The 25,292-nt window shown below is 72.3% G+C and carries 16 protein-coding genes; 12 read left to right on the top strand and 4 right to left on the bottom strand.

Translation table 11 applies throughout. The features are described from left to right. Window positions 1–26: 26 nt before the first annotated feature. Entirely contained in the window at window positions 27–686 is a 660-nt protein-coding gene (locus ACZ3I3_RS24035) for a TetR/AcrR family transcriptional regulator (RefSeq protein WP_467368230.1), read from the bottom strand. Between the two features lie 291 nt (window positions 687–977). Here ACZ3I3_RS24035 and ACZ3I3_RS24030 point away from each other — a divergent pair, with 291 nt between their 5' ends. The 3 genes from ACZ3I3_RS24030 to ACZ3I3_RS24020 all read left to right on the top strand — a co-directional run bounded on the left by ACZ3I3_RS24030 (window position 978) and on the right by ACZ3I3_RS24020 (window position 5,510). Then, window positions 978–2,300: a UDP-glucose dehydrogenase family protein gene (locus ACZ3I3_RS24030; protein WP_467368227.1), complete on the top strand. Its 1,323-nt coding sequence runs from the start codon at window positions 978–980 to the stop codon at window positions 2,298–2,300. Window positions 2,301–2,382: 82 nt separating this feature from the next. Then, a complete protein-coding gene (locus ACZ3I3_RS24025) occupies window positions 2,383–3,591 on the top strand; it encodes a glycosyltransferase (protein WP_467368225.1) in 1,209 nt (402 codons plus the stop codon). A gap of 302 nt (window positions 3,592–3,893) precedes the next feature. Further along, the gene (locus ACZ3I3_RS24020; RefSeq protein WP_467368223.1) at window positions 3,894–5,510 is read left to right on the top strand and encodes an MDR family MFS transporter; all 1,617 of its coding nucleotides are present in this window, start codon (window positions 3,894–3,896) and stop codon (window positions 5,508–5,510) included. On the opposite strand, the gene ACZ3I3_RS24015 is transcribed toward ACZ3I3_RS24020, so the two are convergent. From ACZ3I3_RS24015 to ACZ3I3_RS24005, 3 genes are all read right to left on the bottom strand, one after another. Then, window positions 5,491–6,348, bottom strand: coding sequence for an alpha/beta fold hydrolase (locus ACZ3I3_RS24015; RefSeq protein WP_467368222.1), 858 nt, complete (start codon window positions 6,346–6,348; stop codon window positions 5,491–5,493). The genes ACZ3I3_RS24020 and ACZ3I3_RS24015 overlap by 20 nt on opposite strands. 97 nt (window positions 6,349–6,445) lie before the next feature. Then, window positions 6,446–7,900, bottom strand: a complete 1,455-nt coding sequence (locus ACZ3I3_RS24010; protein WP_467368220.1) for a polysaccharide deacetylase family protein — start codon at window positions 7,898–7,900, stop codon at window positions 6,446–6,448. Window positions 7,901–8,025: 125 nt separating this feature from the next. After that, window positions 8,026–12,426 (bottom strand): nSTAND1 domain-containing NTPase, encoded by a 4,401-nt coding sequence (locus tag ACZ3I3_RS24005; protein ID WP_467368218.1) that lies wholly within the window; start codon window positions 12,424–12,426, stop codon window positions 8,026–8,028. Between the two features lie 212 nt (window positions 12,427–12,638). On the opposite strand from ACZ3I3_RS24005, the gene ACZ3I3_RS24000 reads away from it, so the two are divergent. From ACZ3I3_RS24000 to ACZ3I3_RS23960, 9 genes are all read left to right on the top strand, one after another. Continuing rightward, a complete protein-coding gene (locus ACZ3I3_RS24000) occupies window positions 12,639–13,841 on the top strand; it encodes a glycoside hydrolase family 1 protein (RefSeq protein ID WP_467368216.1) in 1,203 nt (400 codons plus the stop codon). 249 nt (window positions 13,842–14,090) lie between these two features. After that, window positions 14,091–15,917, top strand: a complete 1,827-nt coding sequence (uidA, locus tag ACZ3I3_RS23995; RefSeq protein WP_467368214.1) for a beta-glucuronidase — start codon at window positions 14,091–14,093, stop codon at window positions 15,915–15,917. A 107-nt stretch (window positions 15,918–16,024) separates the two neighbouring features. Continuing rightward, window positions 16,025–17,482 (top strand): MFS transporter, encoded by a 1,458-nt coding sequence (locus ACZ3I3_RS23990; protein ID WP_467368212.1) that lies wholly within the window; start codon window positions 16,025–16,027, stop codon window positions 17,480–17,482. A gap of 80 nt (window positions 17,483–17,562) precedes the next feature. Beyond that, window positions 17,563–20,223, top strand: a complete 2,661-nt coding sequence (locus ACZ3I3_RS23985; RefSeq protein WP_467368210.1) for a family 78 glycoside hydrolase catalytic domain — start codon at window positions 17,563–17,565, stop codon at window positions 20,221–20,223. Window positions 20,224–20,300: 77 nt separating this feature from the next. Beyond that, window positions 20,301–20,939 (top strand): TetR/AcrR family transcriptional regulator, encoded by a 639-nt coding sequence (locus tag ACZ3I3_RS23980; protein ID WP_467368208.1) that lies wholly within the window; start codon window positions 20,301–20,303, stop codon window positions 20,937–20,939. A gap of 103 nt (window positions 20,940–21,042) precedes the next feature. Next, window positions 21,043–22,164 carry a PP2C family protein-serine/threonine phosphatase gene (locus tag ACZ3I3_RS23975; RefSeq protein WP_467368206.1) on the top strand — a complete coding sequence of 374 codons (1,122 nt, stop codon included), beginning with the start codon at window positions 21,043–21,045 and terminating at the stop codon, window positions 22,162–22,164. A gap of 139 nt (window positions 22,165–22,303) precedes the next feature. Next, window positions 22,304–23,221, top strand: a complete 918-nt coding sequence (ltnD, locus tag ACZ3I3_RS23970) for an L-threonate dehydrogenase (RefSeq protein ID WP_467368204.1) — start codon at window positions 22,304–22,306, stop codon at window positions 23,219–23,221. Window position 23,222: 1 nt separating this feature from the next. Continuing rightward, window positions 23,223–24,503 carry a 3-oxo-tetronate kinase gene (gene otnK, locus ACZ3I3_RS23965; protein ID WP_467368202.1) on the top strand — a complete coding sequence of 427 codons (1,281 nt, stop codon included), beginning with the start codon at window positions 23,223–23,225 and terminating at the stop codon, window positions 24,501–24,503. Next, the gene (locus tag ACZ3I3_RS23960) at window positions 24,500–25,246 is read left to right on the top strand and encodes a class II aldolase/adducin family protein (RefSeq protein WP_467368200.1); all 747 of its coding nucleotides are present in this window, start codon (window positions 24,500–24,502) and stop codon (window positions 25,244–25,246) included. Before otnK ends, ACZ3I3_RS23960 begins: the two co-directional genes overlap by 4 nt. Window positions 25,247–25,292: the final 46 nt, after the last annotated feature.

The following is a 25,292-nucleotide window of genomic DNA, read 5'->3' as shown; positions in this document are numbered from 1 at the left end:
GGACCGTCTCCGTGTCGCCCCGCGAGTCAGTCGTCACCGGCGGCGCGTCCCTCGTCCCCGGCCGGCCCGTCGTCGGCTTCGGGTGCCGGACCCAGCAGGACCTCGATGCCCGCGCGCAGATAGCGCTCCAGCGTGGCGTCCGGTGCCGAGGACAGGGCGGGTGGGCGTATCTCCGTGCGCATCAGGCTGGTGCCGAGCATCCAGGCCGCCAGGAGTTCCGCCCTCAGGTCGGCGTCGGGGCCGCCGAGGCGGGCGGCCAGCCGGTGGGAGAACACGTCCGTGAAGTCGGCCCGCAGCCGTGCCACCGCCTCGTCCCGGCCGGACGAGCGCAGCACGGACAGCACCGGATGCGGGAAGTCGCCCTCGCTCGGCTGTCCCATGAGCAACGCGCAGAACCAGTCGGGGATCGCCTCGACCGGCTCCTCCAGCAGCGGCTCGAATATCTTGCCCGTCCCCGAAACGTCGTTGAACAGCGCTTCTTTCGAGCCGAAGTAGCGGTAGACGAGGGCGGCGTCCACGCCCACGTCGCCCGCGATGTCGCGCACGCTCGTGCCCTCGTAGCCGTACTTGCCGAAGCGGAAGGCCGCCGCAGCCCGCAGCGCGGTGCGCGTCGCCGAAGCCGAGCGTTTGTGGGCGGGCCGGCGGGCCACCGCCTCGGCCGCCTCGCCGTTGTGTACTCCGGTCACGTACCGCACCTCCGTGGTCCACGGCCTTCTGGCCATCCGCCCGCCCATGTTCCAGTCTGCGGCGCCTGTCTCAAAGTCACCGACCGATGTCATCAATCGTTGACTTACGTTCTCGCCGCGTGCGATACCTGACTCGGGTCAACGATTGATGACTTGAGCCTTCGCTTGCCCGGGCCGTACGACGGAGTCGGCCCTCCAGGTCCGCCCGCACGCCACGATCGAGCGCGCCCTCGCGCGCCCCCCGACCGTCGCACGCGGGCCACCCCCACCGACCGGAAAAGGTGATCCTCTGTGCCTGCTCGACGCGTCACCGTGATCGGCACCGGCTACGTCGGACTGACAACAGGCGCCTGTCTGGCCTCCCTCGGACACTCCGTGGTGTGCGCGGACGCCGACCCGTACAAGGTCGAACGACTGCGCGAGGCCCGGGTGGACATCCTGGAGCCCGGTCTGCCCGAGACCGTCCGGGACGCCCTGGACGCGGCCCGGCTCGACTTCACCGGCGACACCGCGGCCGCCGTCGCCGAGGCCGAGGTCGTGTTCCTGTGCCTGCCCACGCCCATGGGGGCGGGCGGCGCCGCCGATCTCGCCGCCGTGGAGGCCGTCGCCGCGCAGATCCGGGACGTCCTGCCGCCCGGCTGCGTCGTCGTCAACAAGTCGACCGTGCCCGTCGGGACGTGCGAGCGCGTCGCCGCGCTGCTCGGCCGGGACGACGTGGCCGTGGTGAGCAACCCGGAGTTCCTGCGCGAGGGCCGCGCCGTCCAGGACTTCCTGCACCCCGACCGGATCGTCATCGGCGCTGCGGACCGGGACGCCGCCCGGCGTGTGGCCGACCTGTACGCCGGGCTGGACGCGCCGCTGGTGCTCACCGACCCCGCCAGTGCCGAACTGACCAAGTACGCGGCGAACTTCTTCCTCGCGATGAAGCTGTCCTTCGCCAACAACCTGGCCACGGTCTGCGACCGCTTCGGCGCCGATATCAACGACGTCACCGAGGGCATCGGCCGGGACCCGCGCATCGGCTCCGCGTTCCTGCGGCCCGGGCCCGGCTGGGGCGGCTCCTGCCTGCCCAAGGACACCCACGCCCTGCTGACCGTGTGCGAGCTGGCCGGGGTGGACTTCCCCCTGCTGCGCGCCACCATCGAGACCAACGTCACCCACCAGCGGCAGCTCGTCGACCGGGTCGCCGCCGCCTGCGGACGCGGCGCGGACGGCTCCCTGCAGGGGGTACGACTCGCCCTGTACGGCCTGACCTTCAAGGCCGGCACCTCCGATCTGCGCGACTCGCCCGCGCTCTCCGTCGCCCGGCTGCTGCGCGAGCGCGGCGCCGAACTCACGGCGTACGACCCGGCGTTGCGCGAGGAGCGGCCCGACCTGAGCGATCTCGTGGACCTCGTCGACGACCCGGTGCGGGCGGCGGAAGGCGCGGCGGCCTGCCTCGTCCTCACCGAGTGGCCGGAGCTGCGCGACCTCGACTGGGCGTCGATCGCCGCGCGGATGTCCGGCCGGGAGGTCCACGACTTCCGCAACCTGCTGGACGCGGACCGGCTCGCGCGGGCCGGGCTGAGCCGGCAGGGCCTCGGGCGGGCGCAGGCACCGACGCGGGTGGCGTGACATCTCCTCCCCGGCCTCCGCGGACGAAGACAAGCGCGAGAAGACAAGCCCCAGAAGAAACCCGACAGAAAGGCTCACCCCCATGCGGGTTCTGTGCACCACGCTCGGCAGTCCCTCCCACGGGCGCGCTCAGCTGCCCCTGCTGCGGGCCCTCGCCAGGGCAGGACATCAGGTGCTGGTGGTCACCACCGAGGCCCTGGTCCCCGTCTTCCGTGACGACGACGTACAAGTGACCGCCGCCTTACCGGAGTTCGATCCGCTCGCTACGATGGGCCCCTACCTCGCCGAGCTCGGCGACACCCCCGACCTGACGGAGCCGACGGACGCGCTGGCACGGCTGTTGATGCGCAACGTGGCCGGGCCGGGGATCAAGCCGCACCTGGACGTCCTGCTCCTTCTCGCCCGGGAGTTCGGGCCCGATGTGATCCTGCGGGACGGTATGGACATGGGCGCGGTGCTTACCGCCGAACTGCTCGGCGTGCCGCAGTTGCCGACGCCTTCCGGGTTCAGCAACGTCCTGGATCCCGCCGAGGTGCTGCCGCAGCTGAACGAGCGGCGCGAGGAGCTGGGACTGCCCGTACGGGACGACCCGCTGTCCCTCGTGCCGCACGGCCGCGTCGACTATGTGCCGCCCGCCTTCTCCTTCGCCCGGCACCTGCCCAGGACGTGGGCGTACCGGCAGACGGTGGACGTCGAGCGGGGCATGGTGCTGCCGGAGTGGGCCGCCGCACTGCCCACGGACCGGCCGCTGGTGTACGCCGCGATCGGTACCGCCCTGCCGAAGATGCGGGCGCGCATGGAGGACGGGCAGACGCCTCTGCCCGTGAAGCTGCCGGACGCCGGCGAGAGCCTGCGCGCGATCGTGAGGGCGACGGCCGAGCTGGACGACTGCACGGTGGTCGTGTCGACGTCCGGACTGGCGGTGGACACCGAGGGGCTGCCCGGGCACGTCCATGTCGCCGAGCGGGTGCCGCAGCCGCTGCTGCTGGAGTCGGTCGACCTGTTCATCACCCACGGCGGCTTCAACAGCATCCGTGAGGCCATGCGCACGGGCACGCCGCTGGCGGTCCTGCCGCACTTCGGGGACCAGCCCGCCAACGCGGAGCGCGTGGAGGAGCTGGGCCTGGGCCGGCACATCGCGGACCGCAGCGCGGCCGGCATCGCCGAGGTGTGCCGCAAGCTCCTCGCCGATCCCGGGCCCCGGGCGCGGGCCCGGGCGGCCCAGCTGGCGATGCTGACGCTGCCGGATGTCGAGCAGGCGGTCGACGACCTGGCGGGCCTCGCGGGCTAGCCGCGCCGGCAACGCCTGCCGACAGACCCGACGACGCCTGCCGACAGACCTGGCAAACCTTCGCGGACCAGCTGAGAGGCTACCTGGACTGATGCCGTCTGCGGGTCGGCGGGGGCTGGTCGCGCAGTTCCCCGCGCCCCCAAACAGGCCGCAACGCCTGCCGACCCGCCCTGACAAGGCAGGCAGTCTGACCGGGCTCCGCACAGTCGGCCCGCCGCCTCCGGCCCCGGCGCGGGCCGCTCCGGAACCCCGGGGCGGCCCGCGCCCGCGCGCCGTACCCGCCCCCACCCCGAGGACGACACGTGACCTTCTCCGACACCCAAGAACAGGGCGCGGCCGGGGACATGCCCCCGCGGCTCAGTCACCGGCAGATCACCACCGTCATGTCCGGGCTGGTGCTCGGCATGTTCCTGGGGGCGCTGGACCAGACGGTGGTCGCCTCCGCGCTGCGGACCATCGCCGATGACCTGCACGGGCTGACCGCCCAGGCATGGGTGACCACGGCGTACCTCATCACCGCCACCATCGCGACGCCGCTCTACGGCAAGCTCTCCGACATCCACGGCCGCAGGCCCGTCTACCTCGCCGCGATCGCCTTGTTCACCGTCGGCTCGCTGCTGTGCGGAGGTGCCACGTCGATCTACGAACTCGCGGCGTTCCGCGCCGTGCAGGGTCTCGGCGGCGGCGGGTTGATGTCGCTGGCGATGACGATCGTCGCCGACATCACCACCCCGCGTGAAAGGGGCCGCTACCAGGGCTACTTCATGGCCGTGTTCGGCGGCGCCAGTATCGTCGGGCCTCTGGTGGGCGGGGCGTTCGCGGACCGGGCCGAGCTGCTCGGCATAGCGGGCTGGCGCTGGATCTTCCTGATCAACGTGCCGCTCGCCGCCGCTGCCGCGGTGGCGATCATGCGCGTGCTGCGCTTCCCGCACCGGCGGGTGCGGCACCGGCTCGACTACGCCGGGGCGCTCGCCCTGGCCGTGGGCCTTGTGCCGCTGCTCACCGTCGCCGAGCAGGGCCGCACCTGGGGGTGGGACTCGCCCCGGGCCCTGCTGATGTACGTGATCGGGGTGGCAGGACTCGCGGTGTTCGTCCGGGTGGAGCGGCAGTCGGGCGACGCCGCGCTGCTGCCGCCGCGCCTGTTCCGCATCCGGACCTTCCGGCTGGGCGTGGGGCTGCACTTCGTCGTCGGCATCGGCATGTTCGGCGCGATGACGACACTGCCGCTCTACCTCCAGCTCGTGCGCGGTATGAGCCCCATCGAGGCGGGCCTGGCCACCCTGCCCACGGTCGCCGCGAACCTCGCGGTGACGCTGCTGACGGGCCGGATGATCGCCCGGACCGGCCGATTCAAGGTCCATCTCGTCGCCGGTGTCGGCTCGTTCACCGCCGCGATGCTCGTGTTCGCCACGCTGCGCGTGGACAGCCCGCTGTGGCACCCGGCCCTCGGCATGGTCCTGATGGGGGCGGGACTCGGCGCGTCGATGCAGACGCTGACCACGCTGGCGCAGAGCGAGGTCCCCCGTACGGACATGGGCGCGGCGACGGCGTCCGTCAACTTCTTCCGCTCCAACGGCGGCACGGTCGGCACCGCGGCGTTCCTGTCGATCCTGTTCACCACGGCGGCCGGCAGCATCGCCGAGCGACTGGCCGAGGCCCGCCGCGACCCGGCCTACCGCCACCTTCTGACCCAGCCCGAGAACGCGCACGCCCTGACAGGCGTCCTCAGGCCCGGCGGCGGCGTCAACCTGGAGGACTCCGCCTTCCTGCACACCCTCGACCCGAGCACGGCACTGCCGTTCCTGGAGGGTTACGTCACCTCGATGCGCCTGGTCTTCCTCACGGGCGCCGCGGTGTCGCTGGCGGCCTTCGCGCTGGCGGCCTGGCGGGTTCCCGACCTCACGCTCTCCGACGAGTAGCGTCCACCGCAGTGCTGCCCCCGGTGCCCACGGTGCCCCCGCTGCCCCCGGTGGTTGCCGCCGGGGAACGCCGTAGGGGAAGCATCGTGGGGATCGGCTCCTTGGTGAGGAAGTCGAGAATGATCCGGTTGACCTCGCCGGGCTTCTCCATGAGCAGCGCGTGCGACGTTCCCGGCACGACGGCCAGCTGGGATCCGGGGATCGCGCGATACAGGGCAATCGTGTGTTCGAGGGTCATCAGGTCGTCGTCCCCGACCAGGACGAGCGTGGGCGCCGTGATACGAGCCAGGTCCTCGGTGCGGATGTTCGGTTCGGTGCGGAACATGGCGGCCAGCTTGCCCACGACCACCGGCCAGTGGGCGGCACCGTCGGGCGACACGGCTTCGTACGCCTCGCGGAACATGGTCAGGTCGGGTGCGTCGGGCGCCATCTGGTCGAGCATCTCCGGTGCCGCACCGCTTTCCGGGCTCGGGAGGAAGTTGGCCCCGATGGCCACGACCTTCCGGACCAGATCGGGGCGGGCGATGGCGACGAGCAGGGCGATGACCCCGCCGTCGCTCCACCCGACGAGATGGGCGGGACCGCCGACGACCTTCTCGATGAAGGCGACGGTGTCGCCGGCCATGTCCTGGTAGGAGAGCGGCCCGTCGACATCGGGCGTGTGCCCGTGCCCGCGGCGCTCGGGAAGCAGCACACGGAAGTTCGCCGCGAGATCGGGCCGCTGCGCCTGCCACGTCTCGTTCGTGCAGAGGCCGCCGTGGAGAAGGAGCAACGGGTCACCGGCGCCATCGGTCTCGTACCACGTCCTGACGCCGGGGAGCTCCACATAGTCACCCATCGCTCCGGGCCTTTCCGGGATGCCGCCGTTTCCTTTCAGTCTCCGCCGCCGCCTGGACGGCCTGCAATGCGAGGCCGTCCGGTCCGAAGCGGCACCGTCAGAGGGTGGCGCGCAGATGGCTCACGGTCACGAAGTGGTAGCCGCGGGCGGTCAGGGTGCGCAGGATCTGCGGGACCGCCGCGACCGACGTGGGGTGGATGTCGTGCATCAGGACGACGTCGTTGCGCCGCACCTTGTCGATGACGGTCCGCGCGACCTTGTCGGCGTCGCGGTACTTCCAGTCCTCGGTGTCCACGTCCCACAGCACCGGGGAGAGGTGGGTGGCGGCCCGGACGCGGCGGTCGACGGCACCGTAGGGCGGCCGGAAGAGGGTGGGGGCCTTGCCGGTGGCGGCCTCGATGGCGGCGCTGGTGCGGTTGAGCTGGGAGACGACCTGCCCGCGGGGGAGCTTGGTGAGGTCGGGGTGGTTCCAGGAGTGGTTGCCGATCTCGTTCCCGGCGCGGGCGGCGGCGCGGACCAGGCCGGGGTGGGCGGCGACGTTCTGGCCGACGGTGAAGAAGGTGGCGCGCGCCTTGTACCGCGCCAGGTAGGTCACCAGGGTCGCGGTCTCCGGCGCTGCCGGTCCGTCGTCGAAGGTCAGCGCGACGCACCGGACCTTCTTGCAGTCGGTGTCGTCGTCACCGGAAGCGGTGTGGGTGGGGACGGCATGCGTGGGGACGTTCGTCGCGCCCAGGTCGAGCGAGCGGCTGGGCGTCACCGTCTGCCGCTGGACGCGCTTCCCGAACGCGGACAGCCAGGGGGTGACCGTCTCCTTGGGGAGAGTCACCGTGACGGCGCCGGCGGGCGGCACGGCCACGTCGCCGCGGTCGAAGGCCACCCGCAGTGCGCCGTCGGCGGTGAACGCCATGTCGTCCAGGGCGGCGGCGCGGGAGGTCGGGTCGGAGAACGTGTCGTCCAGGGAGGCGGCGTCCACGCCTTCGCGCCCCTTCAGCCGGTCCTTCAAGGCGCTGAGGAAGGCGTCCCGGGAGCCGTCGGCGACGAGTCCGAGGGCCGTTCGGTACGCGCCCGCCTTGCCGTCGTACCAGTACGTCGTCGACGACTGCCCGGACCCGGCGCTGCCGGGGTCCTGGGTGCTGAGCCGGACGCCGAGGACGTCGCCGGAGGCGACCAGGAACTGGTGACTGATGTTGAGCTCGCCGCTCTCCGCGCCGCCCGTGCCGTCCTGGCAGATCGCCGAGTCCGAGCGGAAGGCGGCCAGGCGCCGCTCCACGTACTTCTTCATCGCCGCCGTCATCGGGTCGGCACCGGGCACGTCGGGATAGCTCGTCGCGAAGGGGCAGGACTTGTTCTCGCTGCTGTCGCTGACGATCTCCAGGCCCTTGATCTTCGACGGGTCGACGCCGCGGACGGGTGAGGGGCCGGGGGTGGAGCCGGGCTGCGCGGAGTCAGCGCCCGCGGACCCGGACGGTTCGCCGGATCCGGACGAGCAGGCCGCCGTGAAGGAGAGGGTGCCGAGCAGCAGGAGGGAGGGGACCAAGGGGTGAATGCGCATGAGTGAGACCAGAACCTGACTGAGGGGATTCGCGGCACCGCCGACGGGACGCCGCGGTCGTTCTGGTCATGGAGCGTGCAGGTCAGAGGCGTTTTTCAGCGACCCGGAAGGGCCTGTGAAAAAAATCAATCCCCGCAGACGGGCTCGTACGGCGCGTCAGGGACGTAGGTGCGCCACTGCGCCTCGGTCAGTCCGCCACCGGTACGGGCGCAGATGATCCGGACGGCCTGGTCCGGGGCGACGGGGAAACGCTGGAGCGGCACGTACGGGCCGCTCGCGTAGACGGTGCCGCCGTCCTCGGCGAAGGCGAGGGACCGGATCTCGTCGCCGGGTGTGGGCAGGTCCGACCCGAGGAGCTGCCGGCCCTCGGTGTCCCACAGCCGCAGGGTCCCGTTCGCGCCGCCCACGGCCAGCGTGCTGCCGTCGGACGAGAAGGCGAGCGCCTCGACCGCTTCCGGCTCGCCCTCGGAGACCGTGTCGGAGGTGCCGGTCAGCGCGCCCGCGCGGTGCCGGAGGCCGCCGTCCCACAGCGTGACGTGCCCGGTGGTGTCGCCGACGGCGAGCCGGGAGCCGTCGGGGCTGAAGGCCAGCGCGGTGACCTCACGGCCGTCGGCGAGCGCCCGACCGGTGACCTTCCCGGACACCGGATCGGCGTACTGGTCGTCGGAGCCCACGAGCAGACTTCCGTCCGGCCGTACCGCCAGAGCCGCGCCGGACGGACCGGGCATGGCCCGCGACCGCCGATGGGTCCGGGTGTCCCAGACCTCCGTCCCGTAGCGTCCGGCAGCGTCGCGGACGGCCAGCAGCGTGCGGCCGCCGGGACCCAGGGCGAGGGCGGTGGCCGGGCGGTCCGCCGCGCCGGAGGTGTCGAAAACCGTACGCACCCGGTGCCCGGCCACGTCCCACACGGTGAAGCGCAGCCGCAGCGAGCCGTGCGACGACACCGTGTCGGCGACGGCCAGCGCACGGCCGTCCGGGCTGAACGCCAGCAGCGGGGTTTCCTCGTCGGACAGGTTCGACAGCGGGCCGAGCGTGGCGTGGGCGCGGACGGTGCCGGTGCGTGTGGAACGCAGCTCGAAGCGGTAGCCGCCACCGGACCGGGTGACGGTGGCCAGGGCGGCGCCGTCCGGGCTGAGCAGGCTCCCGTCGGCCGGCGTGCTCTGCCACCGAGGGGCGAGGCGGTCGGTCAGGTCGAGGGTGTGGACCGTGGCGCCGTCGAGGTAGCGCAGGAGGCGACGGCTGCCCGCGTCCCAGGTCAGCCCCCTCATGTCCGCACCGGACAGCGGCCTGTGGAAGACCTGGGTGCCGCCGGTGGCCAGCCGCCATACGGCGAGCTCGTGGTCGTCCGCCGTGGCCAGGAACTCCCCGTCGGGCGAGAGACCCGCCTGCGTGAAGCCGGCGTCACCACCACTGGTGAAGTCGTCGAGTGTGCGGCCACTGGCGACGTCCCACACCACGGCCGTCGTGCCGTAGACGGCGGCCAGCCGCTTGCCGTCCTGGCTGAACCGCAGCAGGCGTGAGCCGCCGTCCGCGCCGGTGCCGGTCCCGCACAGGGTCTTGTCGGCCTTCTCCCAGTCCCCCGGCAGTCGCTTTCCGCCGGCTGCGTCCCACAGCTGGAGCGGCCCGTCGGCGGGGCAGAGGGCGAGCAGGCGTCCGCCGGGGCCGACGGCCGTCGAGGTGAGGGGGCGCGGCATGCCGGTGCTGAAAGCAACCCTGCCGTCGTTCACCCGGTGCAGCCGGACCGTGCCCGGCCCGTCCAGGGAACTGGTGACGTACGCGCTCCCGTCGTCCGCGCTGCCCTGCAACGACGCATCGCCCAGATCGGCGGCGGACCTGCCCCGGGGAAGGCTCCACAGTGTCCCGTACCCGTCCGGCCCCATGATGTCGAGGAAGCGGGAGTCGGGACCGACAGCGGCCACTTCCGTATCGCTCGGCAGGTGGTGGGTGGCGGTGACCTTGTGGTCGGCCACTCTCCGGACGGTCACCGTGCCGTCGTCGACGCTGAGCAGGGACCGGCCGCCGTCGGTGAGGAAGCGCCGGACGTCTCTGCCGACCCGGGGGTCGGTGAAGGCGTCGCGTTCCGGTTGCGCCAGAGCACCGAGCAGCGCCGAGCGGGACTCGGTGAGCGGGGCCGTCTGCCACGCGGCGGCCCCGAGCAGGGCGGCCGTGCGCGGATCGGTGGACCGGAGGCTGTCGGCCACGGTGGCCAGGCGGCGGGCGGTGGCCTTCGCGGCCTCTTCCTCACTCACCCGGTCACGCTGCCAGGCGACCAGGCCGGCGGCGAGCGCCAGCACGAGGCCCACGGCCAAGCCGACGACCAGGAACCGCGTCCGCCGCGCGGCACGGCTCTCGCCCTCCCGCTCGGCATCCCGCGCGACGAGCGAAGCGACGAGGAAGGCCCGTTCCAGGGGGGTGAGGTCGTCGTCGGGCTCGGTGGGCTGGGGGTGGTCGGCGTCCGAATCGGCCAGCCGAGTGCGATCGCCGTCCGGGTCGGCCGACTGGGCGTGGTCGCTGTCCGAGTCGGCCGTCCGGACGTGGTCATCCTCCGGCTCGGCCGTCCGGACGTGGTCATCCTCCGGCTCGGCCGTCCGGGCGGGGCCGTCCTCCTGCTCAGTGGGCCGGATGTGGTCACCGTCCGCCTTGGGCGGCCGGGCGTGGTCGCCATCCGACTCAGCCCGCCGCACGCCGTCGCCGTCCGACTCAGCCCGCCGGGCGTGGTCACCGTCCCACTCAGCCCGCTGGGCGTGGTCACCGTCCGGCTGGACCCGCCCGGTGTGATCGCCGTCCGGCTGGACCCGCCGGACGGGGCCGTCGTCCGACTCAGCCGACCGCGCGTCCTCGCTGTCCGGCCGAACCAGCCGGGCGGCACCGTCGTCCGGCCGAACGGGGCTGGTGGAGCCGCCGTCGGGCCCAGCCGGCCGAGTGGGCCCGTCCCGCCGAACCGACCAGGCCGAACCACCGTCCGGCCGCACCAGCCCAGCGAGCCCACCACCCCGGCGAACCAGCCCAGTGACCCCACCACCCCGCCGCACCAGCCCAGTGACCCCACCACCCCGCCGATGCGCCCAGGCCGGACCACCGTCCGGCCGCACCAGCCCCGTGAAGCCGCCGTCCGGCTGCCGCGCGAACCATTCCTCCGCCCGGGACAGCCGCGTCCCCCGGTACAGCGCGCCGGGGTCGCGTTCCAGTTCCTCCCAGCCGCGCGCCGCCTCGCCGAGCCGGCGTTGCGCGCGCAGGCGGTCGCGGCCCTCCTCGATCCAGCCGGCCAGGCGCGGCCACCCGGTGATCAGCGCCTCGTGCGCGAGCTCCACCGTGTCGCCGTCCAGGGTGACCAGACGGGCGCCGGCGAGGCGCTCCAGCACGTCCCGCGCGCCGCTGCCGAGTTCGGTCCGGGAGGCCGGACGGCGAGTGTCGGCCGTGCCGTCGCCCGGCGCGATCAGCCGCAGCAGAATCCGCCGGGCGACACGCCCCTGCGCCGCCGACAGCCCGCCGTACACCTCCTCGGCGGTGGCGGCGATCGCGCCGCGTACGCCGCCCGTCTCCTCGTACGCCGCCACGGTCAGCATCCGGCCGCGACGGCGCCGCCAGGTCTCCAGCAGGGCGTGCGAGAGCATGGGCAGCGCGCCCGGCTGGTCGACGACTTCATCGACGATCCGTGCGGTGAGAGCACGTTCCACGGTCAGGCCGGCGCAGGCTGCCGGTCCGGTGATCACCTCGCGCAGTTCGTCCCGGCCCAGCGGCCCGACCAGCAGGTTCGCCCGGCAGACGGCCTCGGCCAGTTCACGGTGGTCGGCGCAGTGACCGTAGAAGTCGCCGCGGACCGCGACCACCACGCGCAGCCGGCTCTCCGGCCGCGACGCCGCCAGCAGCAGAGCGAGGAACCGGTCGCGTTGCGCGCGGTCGTGGCAGAGGGTGAACAGTTCCTCGAACTGGTCGACGATCACCCAGGTCTCCGCGTCGCCGTCGCGCGCGACGAGCGCCTGCTCGTGCGTGCGCGCGGGCCGCTCCCCCGGTGTGAGCACCCGGATCACCGCCGGCCGCTCCGCCCCCGCCGCCTGCCGCAGCCGCGGAATCAGTCCCGCCCGCAGCAGCGACGACTTACCGCTGCCGGACGCTCCGAACACCGCCGCGAACCGGTGCTCGCGCACCAGCTCCATCAGGTCGGTGACGAGCGCCTCCCGCCCGAAGAACAGATCGCTGTCGTCCGGCTCGAAGCGGGCCAGCCCCCGGTACGGCGGCCTCTCGTCCGGCGCGGGCCCACGGACCTCGGCGTCCGTCTCCCGCCACCGCCGCTCCCACTCGTCCGGATCGCCGTCCAGCGCCTCGGCGTAGGCGCGTACCACCGCCAGGGACGGCAACTGTTCGCCGGCCGCCGCCTGGGACACCGCGGTGATCGAGTAGCCGGCCCGCTGGGCGATCTCCCGGTACGGGGGCTTCCCGGCCTTCTCGCGGAGCACCCGCAGATCGTGCGCAAGCCGCTGTACGGGACCGGCGTCGGGGTCGACCGGCTTCTCGCGTCGCCCCACCGGGACACCTCTCAAACACGCAGCTCGAAGAACAGGCGTTCAAGTTACGTTTTCGCCCCATCTCGCGCAATCTCCGCCCGAGCACAAGATCATCGCCGCTTTCCTACACACCCTTCCCCCGAAAACCAACCACGTGGTAGACATTGGCCACTCGCGAAGTCGGCCACTCACTCTCCAGCCGTCACCACCGACATTCAGGAAGGCAGTCGACGATGACTGAACTCGCTCCGGGATTCCTCTGGGGAGCCTCCACCGCCCCGCACCAGATCGAGGGCAACAACCTCAACAGCGACTTCTGGGCGAGCGAGGGGCGCATGCCGGGCATGGAGCGCAGCGGTGACGCCTGCGACAGCTACCACCGGTACCGCGAGGACATGACGCTGCTCGCCGACGCCGGGCTCGACGCCTACCGCTTCGGCATCGAGTGGGCACGGATCGAACCGGTCCCCGGGATGATCTCGCGTGCCGCACTGGCCCACTACCGGCGGATGATCGACACGGCCTTCGAGCTGGGTCTGACCCCGGTCGTGACCCTGCACCACTTCACCGGCCCGCTCTGGTTCGCCCAGGAGGGCGGCTGGCTCGGCGACCGAGCCGTCGAGCGGTTCCGGGCGTACGCCGAAGCGGTCGCCCCGGTCCTCGACGGCGTCGAGTGGGTCGTCACCATGAACGAGCCGAACATGCTGTCCATCATGATCGGCATGGCCGAGGCCATGCGGAACCAGCAGGCGGCCGGCGAGTGGCAGAGCCCGACCCTCGACCACGACGGCCCGCGACCGCCACTGCCCGCCCCCGAGGTGAAGACCGGCGAGCGGCTCGTCGAGGCGCACCACGCCGTCCGCGAGGTGCTGCGCGAGCGCACCGGCGCGCAGATCGGCTGGACGGTCGCCAACCGCGCCTTCACCGCCCGCCCGGGAGCCGAGGAGAAGAAGCGGGAGCTGGAGTACGTCTGGGAGGACCTCTACCTGGAGGGGTCGCGCGGCGACGACTTCGTCGGCGTGCAGTCGTACTCCAGCCAGTGGGTCGGCCCGGACGGCATCGAGCCGCACCCGCTGCACCCGGACAACACCCTCGTGGGGACCGCCTACCGGCCCGACGCCCTGGGCATCGCCGTACGGCACACGGCCGAGGTCACCGACGGCATGCCGATCCTGGTCACCGAGAACGGCATCGCCACGCACGACGACACCCGCCGTATCGCCTACACGGACGAGGCCCTGAAGCACCTCAGGGCCGCGATCACCGACGGCGCCGACGTACGCGGTTATCTGCACTGGAGCTTGCTGGACAACTACGAGTGGGGGCACTGGGAGCCGACGTTCGGCCTGATCGAGGTCGATCGCGAGACCTTCGAGCGCCGCCCCAAGCCCAGCCTCGCCTGGCTGGGCGAGACCGCCCGCCGTTTCCGCGGCTGATCCCCGAACGCCCCTGCCCGGGCTGTGCGGTGGCAGCCCCCATGGACGTCTCCAGCCCCCGTGGACGTCTCCGACGCCGGGGTCGCATCCGCCGCCGACCGACGGCCACGGCGACGGCCACCGCCACCGCTGCCGCTGCCGCCAAGGCTCCCGCAGCCGCCGGAAACACCGTCCCCGTGATGCAGCCGAGCCTGCTCAGTCACCTCCTCCCCACTCAGCTTCCTCCCCCACTGCCCATGAAGGAGCCCCATGCTCTCGCCCCGCACGAGTCCCACCCGCGACATCGTCAGCCTCGACGGCCTCTGGCGATTCGCCCTCGACAGCCGGGCCGGCGCCGCCCCGTGGACGTCGCGGCTCACGCCACCCCTCGAAGCCCCCGTCCCCGCCAGCTACAACGACCTGTTCACGGACCCGGAGATCCGTGACCACGTCGGAGTCGTCTGGTACCAGCGCGACGTGCGGGTGCCGCGCGGCTGGGCGGGAGAGCGGGTGGTCCTCCGCTTCGGCTCCGTCACCCATGCCGCGCGGGTCTACGTCGACGACCGGCTGGTGGCCGAACACGTCGGCGGCTACACGCCGTTCGAGGCGGACCTGACCGGGATCGCCCGCCCCGGCGCCGAGTTCCGGCTGACCGTCGGCGTGGACAACCGGCTGACGAACGAGACGATCCCGCCGGGCACACTCACCACCGGCCCCGACGGCCGCGAACGCCAGTCGTACCTGCACGACTTCTACAACTACGCGGGCATCGCCCGCCCGGTCCGCCTGTGCAGCACACCGGCGACCTTCGTGGAGGACGTCACGGTCGTCACCGGACGGGACGGTGCGGCCGGCGTCGTCGACTACCGCGTGGAGACCGGCGGCGAGGCCGCCGGGGCGACGGCCGTCCGGGTGCGCGCGGTCGACGAGGCGGGCCGGACCGTGGCGGAGGCACACGGCCCCGAGGGCACCTTCCGGATCGAGGACGTCACCCTCTGGCAGCCCGGCGCCGCCTACCTGTACGACCTCGTGGTGGAGCTGGTCGCCGACGGCGGGACCGCTGCGGGAGAACTCGTCGACAGCTACACGCAGCCCTTCGGCGTCCGTACCGTCGAGGTGCGGGGCACCCGGTTCCTCATCAACGGCGAACCGTTCTACTTCACCGGTTTCGGCAAGCACGAGGACACCCCCGTCCGGGGCAAGGGCCACGACGACGCCTACCTCGTCCACGACTTCCAGCTCATGGAGTGGACCGGCGCCAACTCCTTCCGCACCGCGCACTACCCGTACGCCGAGGAGGTGCTCGACTTCGCCGACCGGCACGGCATCGTCGTCATCGACGAGACCGCCGCCGTGGGCCTCAACCTGGGCGTCATGGGCGGCCTCACGGGAGCCGCGCCGACCCCGACCTTCGCGCCGGAGAACTTCGGCGGGGCCACCGGCGACGTCCACGCCCAGCACCTGCGGGAGCTGATCGAGCGGGACAAGAACCACCCGAGCGTGGTGATGTGGTGCCTCGCCAACGAGCCCGCCTCCAACGAGGAGGGCGCCCGGGCCTATTTCGAGCCGCTGGTCGAACTGGCCCGCAAGCTCGACCCGACCCGCCCCCTCACCTACACCGCCGTCATGTTCGCCACGCCGGAGAACGACCTGATCGGTGACCTGTTCGACGTCCTGGGCATCAACCGCTACTACGGCTGGTACCTCTTCACCGGCGACCTCGCGACCGCCGAGCAGTATCTGGAGAGGGACCTGCGCGGCTGGGTCCAGCGCTTCGGCAAGCCGGTGATGATGTCCGAGTACGGCGCCGACACCCAGCCCGGCCTGCACTCCGTCTGGGACACCCCGTGGAGCGAGGAGTACCAGAGCGACTACCTCGCCATGTACCACCGGGTCTTCGACCGCATCCCCGAGTTCGTCGGCGAACACGTGTGGAACTTCGCCGACTTCCAGACCTCCAACGGCATCCACCGCGTCGACGGCAACAAGAAGGGCGTGTTCACCCGCGACCGCAGGCCGAAGACGGCCGCGTTCTCGCTCCGCAGCCGCTGGCGCGACCTGAACGGGCGCAAGCCGGGCCTCGCGGCGGACGACTGACGCCAGTGACTGAAACGTTCCAACCGGCACTGCGGCCAGCGGCGTCGCAGGTTCCGTCTGCCGCCAACCGCGGCGCCCCCTGGCATTCATGAGACGAAGGAGTCCTCATGCCTCAGAACGACCGCGACATCAGTGTGGCCGGTCCCCCGCCGGCCGAGGCGCCTGAGGGCGACGGTCCGGAGCCGGCCGGGACGGCCGGGGTCGGAGCCGTGGAGCGGGCCGGAGCCGTGGAGCAGGCCGGAGCCGTGGAGCAGGCCGGAGCCGTGGAGCAGGCCGGAGCCGTGGAGCGGGCCGGGACTCCCGCCCCCGAAATCGAGGCACCGCCGCTGGAGAGGGTCAGCGGGGGTTTCATCGCCTGGATCATGGTCGCCAGTTTCGGGGCCTCCCTGGCGCTGATGGTGCCGCTGTCGTACTCGCTGGCGCTGCGGATCGACGACCTCGCCCCGGGACGCGAGGAACTGCTCGGATACGTCACCGGATCCGCCCAGTTCATCTATCTGGTCCTCAGCCCTCTGATCGGCTTCTGGAGCGACCGGAAACGCTCCCGGCTGGGGCGCCGGACCCCCTTCGTCTTCGCCGGCACGGCCCTCGGCATGGCCGGGCTCCTCGGCGTCGCCGTCGCACCGACAGTCTTGTTGGTGGGCGTGGCGTGGGTCGTCGGGATGGTCGGCTGGTCCACGGTCGGGCAGGCCGTCCAGAACGTCCAGGCCGACCGCGTGCCCGAGGAGCAGCGCGGACGCGTCGCGGCGGTGACGACCGGTGTCACGACGCAGATCGCCCCGGTGATCGGTATCGGCATCGCGTACACGGTGGCCTCCAGCACGCTGCTGGTGTTCCTGGTCCCGGGCGTCATCGGAGCGGTCATGCTGGTGCTGTTCCCGCTGTTCAAGCCGGAGGGCGACTCCCGTGCGCTCGTCCGCACCAGCGAGGTGAGCCTCAAGGGCCTGGTCACCAGTTACGGCTTCAATCCCCGGAAGTACCCCGACTTCGGCTGGAACTGGCTCGGCCGCTTCGTGTTCTTCATGGGCCTGTACTTCAACACCACCTTCGGGACCTTCTTCTACGCCCAGCGGCTCGACCTGCCCATCAAAGAGGTCGCCGGGGTCGTGGCGACCATCGGGACCCTCGGAGTGCTGGCGGCGACGGGTGGCGCCCTGGCGGGCGGCTTCCTCTCCGACAAGCTCGGCCGGCGCAAGCTCTTCGCCCTGATCGGCTCCGCGATCTTCGTGGCCGGGGCCGTCACCGAGGCGTTCGCCCACGCGCTGCCCCAACTCGTCGTCGGCGCGGTGCTGATGCAGATCGCCATCGCGATGTTCAGCGCCGTCGACCAGGCGATCGTGTTCGCGGTCCTCCCGGACCGGGCCCAGGCCGGCCGCTATCTCGCGGTCGTCGCCTTCGCGCAGAAGATCCCCAGCGCCCTCGCGCCGCTCATCGCACCGCTCGTCATCACCGTCGATGTCACGAGCGGAGGGGAGAAGAACTACACGCTGCTCTATCTGAGCGGCGCGGTGCTCGCGCTCCTCGGCGGCCTGATCATCAAGTTCAAGGTCAAGTCGGTCCGGTGACGCCGCACGCCGGTGACCGACGATGCGCACCAGGGCGCCGGCCGCCGCTCACACAGCAGAGTTCGACGAGAAGGCGGAGCATGAACAACGCACCCTATGACCTGTGCATCGACAGCGGCGGTGACCAGTTCCCCGTCTCGGGCCCCGCACCCCGCCTGTCGTGGAAGCCCCCGTCGCACGCGGAACGCCCGACGGGATACGAACTGGAATGCGCCGTCGACGGCGAGACGCAGCCCGCGGTGCGGGTCGTGTCCGGCGGGCACCGCGTCCTCCCCTGGCCCTGGGCGGCTCTGCGCAGCGGCCGGCGGGTGGCCTGGCGGGTCCGGGCCCACGGCAGCGGAGGCCGGTCACCGTGGTCGCAGTGGCACGCGTTCGAGGCCGGCCTCCTCGACGAGGACTGGCAGGCACGCTGGATATCACCCGCCGAATCCGGCGATCCCGGCTACGGCAAGCGCCCGGCTCACACCCTGACGGGCCGGTTCGAGGCACGGGCCGGGGTGCGCTCGGCACGGCTGTACGCGACGGCGCTCGGCGTGTACGAGGCGTACGTGAACGGCGAGCGGGCCGGCACCGCCGAACTGTCGCCCGGATCCACGTCCTACGACCGCACGCTCTACGCCCAGGCGTCGGACGTCACCGCCGCCGTCAGGGCAGGCGGCAACGTGATCGAGATCGTCCTCTCCGACGGCTGGTACCGGGGGCAGGTCGGCGCGTTCCGCCTGCCGGCCGGCTGGGGCACGGTCCTCGGCGCCCGTGCCGAGCTGCACCTCGCGTACGAGGACGGTTCCCGCCAGGTCGTGCGCAGCGACGAGACCTGGACGAGTACCCGGTCGGCCGTCGTCCGGGCCGGCCTCATGGACGGGCAGACCACCGACTTCCGCGCCGGACCGGCCCCAGCGCGCCCGGTCCTCGTCGACCAGGTCGAGGCGCCCGCGATCGACTGGTCACCGGCACCGCCCGTGCGCGTCGTCGCATCGCGCCCGGCACAGTCGGTCAGGCAGGTGCGCGACGGGCTGTGGGTCGCCGACTTCGGGCAGAACGCCTCGGGCCGGCTCGCCCTGAGCGACCTCGGCCCGGCCGGCACCCGCACGGTCATCGAGCACGGCGAACACGTCGGCGCCGACGGTGACTTGACGACCGCCCATCTGGACTCCGAACGCCCCGGCGAGGCCCCGGTCCGCTTCGTCCAGCGCGACGAGGCCGTCTCGGCGGGCGGGGCCGAGACGTTCGAGCCGCGCCACACGGTGCACGGCTTCCGGTACGCGCGCATCCGCCGCGACGGCGCCCCACTGGACCCGGCGGGCGTCACGATGCGCGTCGTCCACACCGACCTGCGCCGCACCGGCACCTTCGCGTGCAGCGACGACGACCTCAACCGCCTGCACGAGATCGCCGACTGGAGCTTCCGATCCAACGCGGTCGACGTGCCCACGGACTGCCCGACCCGCGAACGCCTCGCCTGGACCGGCGACTTCCAGGTCTTCGCACCGACCGCCACGCGCCTGTACGACGTCCTCGGATTCAGCCGCAAATGGCTCCGCTCGGTCCGCGACGACCAGCTGCCCGACGGCCGGATCGCCAACTTCTCGCCCGACGGCCGCCGCATCAAGCACCACCTCGACGACCAGTTCGCCATGATGACCGGCTCGGCCGGCTGGGGCGACGCCATCGTGGCCGTCACCTGGGAGCTGTACCGGTCCTACGGCGACCGGGAGGTCCTCGCCGAGAACTGGGAGGCGATGGTCCGCTGGGTCGACTGGGCGCTCGGGACCGCCCGCACCGCCCGCCACCCGTCCCGGATCGAGCGCTCGGCCGAGCCGCTCCCGCACGAGCGGTACATCTGGGACGGCTCCTTCCACTGGGGTGAGTGGACCGAGCCGAAGGCGAAGGCGGCCGACGGCACCCGCATCGACCCGATCCGCACCGACCCGATCGCCTGGTTCACGGCCGACAAGGGCGAGATCGGCACGGCGTTCCTGTACCGCTCGGCGTCGACCCTCGCCGACGTCGCCCAGGTGCTGGGCCGCACGGAGGACGCGGCCCGCTACGCCGGGACCGCCGAGCGCGTCCGGGACGCCTGGCGCACCGAGTTCCTCAGGCCCGACGGACGCACCACCGGCGACACCCAGGCCGCCTACGTACGGGCACTCTCCCTCGGGCTCGTCCCCGAGGAGCTGCGCCCGGCCGCCGCGGCCCGCCTCGTCGAACTGATCCGGGCCGCCGGCACCCACCTCGGCACCGGCTTCCTCGCCACCGGCGACCTGCTCCCCGTGCTCTGCGACACCGGCCACACCGACGTCGCCTACGAGCTGCTCCTCCAGCGCACCGCACCATCCTGGCTGTACATGCTCGACCACGGCGCGACGACCATCTGGGAGGACTGGGAGGGCATCGACGAGAACGGAGACGCCCACGACTCCCTGAACCACTACAGCAAGGGCGCCGTGATCCGCTTCCTGCACACCCACACGCTGGGGCTGCGGCAGGCACCGGAGTCGGTCGCCTGGGAGTCCGTCGAGGTCGCGCCCGTCCCCCACCCGTCGCTGACGTGGGCCCGGGGCACCCACGAGTCCCCCCAGGGCACGATCGCCGTCGAGTGGTACACCGCCGGTGACGAGCTGACTCTCACCGTCGACGTGCCGCCGGCCACCACCGCCCGCGTCGTCTTCCCCGACGGCACCACCGAGACCGCCACGACGGGCGCCTTCCGTGCCACTCGCCGTATGAAGAAGACGCCGTGACCGGTGGTAGGTTTTCAGCGGTCAATCGCTGCGCACGACCTGTCCGGACCGGCTTCGTTGGGGAGAGTGAGCGCACCGTGGGTCAGGCAACAGCGCGCGGGCCGTACGCCAAGACACCGGCCCGCCGAGCGGAGATCGTACGGGCGGCCCGCGACAGTTTCGCCGAGAACGGCTACGCCAAGGCCTCCCTGCGGGACATCGCGGAGCGGGCCGGCATCACCCACGCCGGACTCCTCCATCACTTCCGCAACAAGGACGAGATCCTCGCCGAAGTGCTCGCCGAGCGGGACTCCGAGGAGTGGCAGCACGGCGCGGCACAGGTCGACAGCGTCGACCAGCTCGCGCCCTACCTCGACGAGCTCATCCGCCACCACCAGAAGGCGCCCGAGCTGATGCGCCTGTGGATCGAGCTCGCCGCGGCGGCCTCCCGCACGGATCACCCGGCTCACGCCTACTTCGTCGAGCGCTACGAACGCGGGCGCACGCAGTTCGCCGAGGGATTCCTGGACAAGGCGGCCCGCGGCCGGCTGCGCGAGGGGGTCAGCCCGGCGAGCGCCGCGGCCCTCTTCCACGCCGTGCTCAACGGCCTCCAGTTGCAGTGGGTCCTGGACCAGGACCTCGACATCATCGGACCGCTCAACGACTTCGTCCGTCTGCTGCTCGACCAGGGCGACCGGGACGAACGTGACGAACAGGACGACCCGGGCAGCCAGTAGGGAGAGCGCCACCCGGGCGGGCAAGGGCGCGGCGGGGCGCCCGCCCGCGAGCGCCGGGCCTGCTTAACGTACGGGAGAGATCACGAGCTGCCCGGGAGTTCCCATGATCGACACCCGCCGGAGAAGGCAGTCGGACGCCCTCGAGGCGATCGAGCCTCCGGGCAACCTGGAGCTGGCCGCCGGCGTGGTCTCGGTGACGGCCCTCGTGGAGATCCTGGGCGCCCTGTCCGGGTCCGCGGTGTGGCTCCTCGGCCTGCTGGTCTTCCTCCCGGGTACGGCGTCGGCGCTGTGCACCGCCGCGCAGACGAGGTTCGTCGCCGCCTGGACCACGGTCATCGTCACCCTCACGGTGCTGCTGCGCGGCAGTGATGTAGGCCGGTCGCTCGACCGCGCCCTGCTGGTCCTGCTGACCCTCGCCCTCGGAGTGACCTCCGTCTACGCCTGCCAGCGCCGCATCAGGCGCGAGCACGAGATGCTCCGCCTGCGCTCCACCGCCGCCGCCATGCAGCGGCACATCCTGCACCCCCTGCCCCTGGTCACCGACGACGTCCTGGTCAACGGCGTCTACGAGCCCGTCCAGGAGGACCGGCTCGTCGGCGGCGACATCTACGAGGTCGTCGCCTCGCCCTTCGGGACCCGGGTGCTGATCGGTGACGTGCAGGGCAAGGGGCTGGCCGCCGTGGGGGCCGCGTTCGCCGTGATCGGCGCCTTCCGCGAAGCGGCCCACCGGGAACCCACGCTCACCGCGCTCGTCGACACGCTGGACGCCTCGGTCGTCCGGCACAACTCCTACGCCGAACAGAACGGCGACGACGAGCGGTTCGTCACCGCGCTCGTCATCTCCGTCGACGCCCACGCCGAGGCGCAGATCGTCAACTGCGGGCACATCCCGCCCCGTTTGCTGCATGACGGCGTCGTCACGGCACCGCCGCTGGAGTCCGGTGTGCCGCTCGGTCTCGCGGAGCTGGCCTCCGAACCGGCGACCGTGGGCTGGTTCGACTTCCCGGCCGGATCCACACTGCTGCTGACCACCGACGGCCTCACCGAAACCCGGGCCAGGGACGGCACGTTCTACCCGGTCGACGAGCGGTTGACGGAGCACCTCGCCCTCTCCCCGACCGAACTGCCCCGGGCCCTGTACGAGGACGCCCGCGCCTTCGCCGGCGACGTCAACCAGCACGACGACGTCGCCGTCCTGACCGTGCGCCGCTCTCCGTACCGCTGACCGGCACCCCGACAACCCCCTCTGCCCGTGTGAGCGACATCACAGCAGGCAAATCGTCATCGTCAGGTCATCATATGACCTGATCTCCTCCGGGAGTCAGGCCGACCCTTCTGGACGACACGGCAGGACGAGGATGGGCATGGACAACGACAACAAGCCCGCACGAGCGCGTGTGGGCGTGGTGGGACTGGGAGCCATGGGCTTCGGGATGGCCCGCAGTCTGCGGAACGCGGGCTACGACGTGGGGGTCCACGACCTGCGGCCGGAGGTGTCCGCGGCCTTCGCCCGTGACGGCGGGACCGCGTTCGGCTCCTGCGGCGGGCTGGCAGCCGCGGTGGACGTCCTGGTCGGCGTGGTGGTCAACGCGGAGCAGGTCGAGTCCGTGCTGTTCGGTGCCGGCGGGGCGGCCGGCCGGCTCCGCCCGGGCTCCGTCTTCGTCATGTGCTCCACGGTCGACCCGGGCTGGTCCGCGAGGCTCGAAGGCCGCCTGGCCGAGTCGGGAGTGCTCTACCTGGACGCGCCGGTCTCCGGTGGCGCCGCGCGTGCGGCGGCCGGCGAGCTCACGATGATGACGTCGGGCTCCGCCGCCGCGTACGCCGTCGCCGACCCGGTGCTGGAGGCCATGAGCAGCACCGTCTACCGCCTGGGCGACCGCGCCGGACTCGGCTCGAAGGTCAAGGTCGTGAACCAGCTCCTCGCGGGCGTGCACATCGCCGCCGCGGCCGAGGCGATGGCCCTCGGCATCAGGTCCGGCGTTCCCGCGGAGGCGCTGTACGAGGTCATCACCCACAGCGCCGGCAACTCCTGGATGTTCGAGAACCGCATGGCCCATGTGCTCGCCGGGGATTACACGCCCCTGTCCGCCGTCGACATCTTCGTCAAGGACCTGGGGCTCGTACTGGACTCCGCCCGCCCGGAGCGGTTCCCGCTCCCCCTGGCCGCCACCGCCCACCAGATGTTCCTCCAGGCATCGGCGTCCGGACTGGGGGCCGAGGACGACAGCGCGGTGATCAAGGTCTTCCCGGGGATCGACCTGCCCGAGCCGGTGGAGGCGTGAGATGGGAATCCGACTCGGATGCATCGCCGACGACTTCACCGGCGCCACCGACCTGGCCAACAACCTGGTGCGCGCGGGCATGCGCGTCGTCCAGCTGATCGACCTGCCGCCGGCCGGTGCCGAAGAGGCGGTGGACGCCGACGCCGTGGTCATCGCCCTCAAGTCGCGTACCGTTCCGGCCGCCGAAGCCGTCGACGCCTCGCTCCGGGCACTCGCCTGGTTGCGGTCCGCCGGCGCCGAGCAGGTGTACTTCAAGTACTGCTCCACCTTCGACTCGACACCGGCCGGCAACATCGGCCCGGTCACCGAGGCGCTGATGGACGCGCTGGGCACCGACTTCACGATCGCGACGCCCGCCTTCCCCGACAACGGGCGCACGGTCTTCAAGGGCCATCTCTTCGTCGGTGACGTGCTGCTCGGCGACAGCGGCATGCGCCACCATCCGCTCACCCCGATGACCGACTCCAACCTGGTCTCCGTCCTCGGCACGCAGACCCGGCGGGCAGTCGGCCTCATCGACCACACGGTCGTCGCCGGCGGCGCCGAGGCGATCCGGGCCCGCATCGACGCCCTGCGCGAGGACGGCTTCGGGATCGCCGTCGCCGACGCCGTCTCCAACGACGACCTCCTGCGCCTGGGCGCGGCGGTCCGAGGGCTTCCGCTGGTGACCGCCGGTTCGGGGCTGGCGATCGGGCTGCCGGCGAACTGGGGGTTCGAGCCGTCCCGCGCCGCCGCGCACCTGCCGCCTTCCGGCGGCCACCGGGCCATCGTCTCGGGATCGGTCTCCGCCGCCACCAACGGCCAGGTCCTCCAGTACCTGCGCGGCGGCCGGCCCGCGTTCAGCGTGGATCCGCTGCGCGTGGCGGCCGGTGAGGACGTGGTCGGGCAGGCCCTGGCCTTCGCCGAGTCCCATCTGGACGACGGACCGGTTCTGGTCTACTCCACCGAGTCGGCCGACACGGTCCGCTCCGTCCAGGGCCGGCTCGGTGCCGCCGAGGCCGGTGAGCTCGTGGAGCGGACGCTGGCCCGTGTCGCGCAAGGGCTGGTGGAACGGGGCGTCCGCCGGCTCGTCGTCGCGGGCGGTGAGACCTCGGGAGCGGTCGTCCGGGCGCTCGGTGTCACCGGGCTCAGGATCGGACCGCAGATCGACCCCGGTGTCCCGTGGTGCGCTGTCACCCTGCCCGACGGGGACACCCTCCACATCACGCTCAAGTCCGGCAACTTCGGCGGGCCTGACTTCTTCACCTCCTCCTTCGCCCTGCTGGACGAGGAGGCCGCATGACCGAGCAGCCGGACACCACCGCCGGGACAGGCCGCGACGCGGCGGACGGCGAGGCTGTCGACCAGGCCGTGGACGCGGCCGTGGGCAGGGCCGTCGGCGAGGCGCGCGACGAGATCGTCCGCGTGGGCACCACCCTCTTCGCCCGGGGCTACGTCCACGCCAGCGCCGGCAACATCAGCGCCAAGGCCGGTGACCACCACCTGATCACCCCCACCGACGCCGCCCTCGGGTTCCTCGATCCCGGCCGCCTCGCCCTGGTCGACGCCCGTGGCGAGCAGATCGCGGGTGACCGCGCCAGCAAGACCCTGACCCTGCACCGGCGTATCTGCTCCGCCGACCCCACGGCCCGGTTCGTCATCCACACCCACTCCACGCACCTGGTCGCGCTCACCCTGGCCGGCGTGTGGAGCGACGACGACGTGCTCCCGCCCCTCACTCCGTACTACGTGATGAAGGTCGGGCACGTCCCGCTCATCCCCTACCACCGGCCCGGCGACCCGCGCGTGGCCGACCTGGTGACCGCCCGCATCGCCGCACACGCGACCAGCCGTACGCCGCTGCGGGCCGTGCTGCTCGACCGGCTGGGCCCCGTCGTCTGGGGACCCGACGCGGCCACCGCCCTCGCCGTCCTCGAAGAACTCGAGGAGACGGCACGTCTCTGGCTCCTGACCGACCGTCGCCCCGAGCCGCTCCCGTCCCACGCGATCGACGAACTGAGGTCCGCGTTCGACGCCGCGTGGTGACCCGCTCCCCCCCCCCGTCAGAGAATTCCCCCTGAGCCGCACTAGG

The organism is Streptomyces sp. NPDC016851 (assembly GCF_055562795.1).
The sequence above is the reverse complement of the archived record's forward strand: the minus strand, read 5'-3'. Positions and strand labels throughout refer to the sequence as shown.

Coding starts and splice junctions, on each gene's coding strand:
- ACZ3I3_RS23985 (WP_467368210.1), top strand. CDS start 17,563: ATGAACAACGCACCCTATGACCTGTGCATCGACAGCGGCGGTGACCAG.
- ltnD (WP_467368204.1), top strand. CDS start 22,304: ATGGACAACGACAACAAGCCCGCACGAGCGCGTGTGGGCGTGGTGGGA.
- ACZ3I3_RS23975 (WP_467368206.1), top strand. CDS start 21,043: ATGATCGACACCCGCCGGAGAAGGCAGTCGGACGCCCTCGAGGCGATC.
- ACZ3I3_RS23990 (WP_467368212.1), top strand. CDS start 16,025: ATGCCTCAGAACGACCGCGACATCAGTGTGGCCGGTCCCCCGCCGGCC.
- ACZ3I3_RS23960 (WP_467368200.1), top strand. CDS start 24,500: ATGACCGAGCAGCCGGACACCACCGCCGGGACAGGCCGCGACGCGGCG.
- ACZ3I3_RS24010 (WP_467368220.1), bottom strand. CDS start 7,900: ATGCGCATTCACCCCTTGGTCCCCTCCCTCCTGCTGCTCGGCACCCTC.
- otnK (WP_467368202.1), top strand. CDS start 23,223: ATGGGAATCCGACTCGGATGCATCGCCGACGACTTCACCGGCGCCACC.
- ACZ3I3_RS24015 (WP_467368222.1), bottom strand. CDS start 6,348: ATGGGTGACTATGTGGAGCTCCCCGGCGTCAGGACGTGGTACGAGACC.
- uidA (WP_467368214.1), top strand. CDS start 14,091: ATGCTCTCGCCCCGCACGAGTCCCACCCGCGACATCGTCAGCCTCGAC.
- ACZ3I3_RS24025 (WP_467368225.1), top strand. CDS start 2,383: ATGCGGGTTCTGTGCACCACGCTCGGCAGTCCCTCCCACGGGCGCGCT.
- ACZ3I3_RS24000 (WP_467368216.1), top strand. CDS start 12,639: ATGACTGAACTCGCTCCGGGATTCCTCTGGGGAGCCTCCACCGCCCCG.